General features: G+C 40.3%; 2 protein-coding genes. Both read left to right on the top strand.

The annotated features are described in order from the left end of the window. A partial coding sequence (locus tag HC175_RS16390) for a hypothetical protein (RefSeq protein ID WP_168139456.1) occupies window positions 1-367 on the top strand: 367 nt, incomplete at its 5' end. Window positions 368-370: 3 nt separating this feature from the next. Continuing rightward, a partial coding sequence (locus tag HC175_RS16395) for a pentapeptide repeat-containing protein (RefSeq protein ID WP_209310028.1) occupies window positions 371-611 on the top strand: 241 nt, incomplete at its 3' end.

Raw genomic sequence — 611 nt, forward strand, 5'->3', positions numbered from 1 at the left:
GCTTTTTGTATTGTTTCTGGGTGTTGAAGTGATGGCACAGGAGGCTCCTGTGACCTTCGAAAGCAAAGACGTGTTCTTCTCTGGCGATCAAAGTGTGGTGAGAAACGACAAACAGATTGTGGAATTTAAAGGTAATGTACACTTTACCACTTCAATTGTGGAAATTGAAAAAGCCGATAAGATTGTGTACGACAAGAAGACTAAGACTTTTACCATTAGCGGCTTTAATGAGTTGGTGCTTAACGGGAAAAAACGTCTGGCTTCAGACTTTGGATCTACTACACTTAAGATCGACCTTGGCGGAAGCATCGCTTACCTGGTTGCAGAATCTAAAAACTGCAAAGACGTAAAAGGTAAAGGCTGCTAATAAATGGCCGAAACATTTTTCCAGGATAGGGAATTTACCTCTAAAGATTTTTCAACTGAAGACCTCCTTCAAGGAGAATTCGAAAATTGCTATTTCAGAAAGTGTACTTTTTTGGGCACTAAACTCTCAAAAATGACCTTTTCGGAATGTATTTTTGAAAACTGTGAGTTGAGCAACGCCGATCTTACCGGATGCAGTTTTCGTGAAGTAACCTTCACAGATTGTAAAATGCTTGGCCTTCGCT

The organism is Salinimicrobium oceani (genome assembly GCF_012037645.1).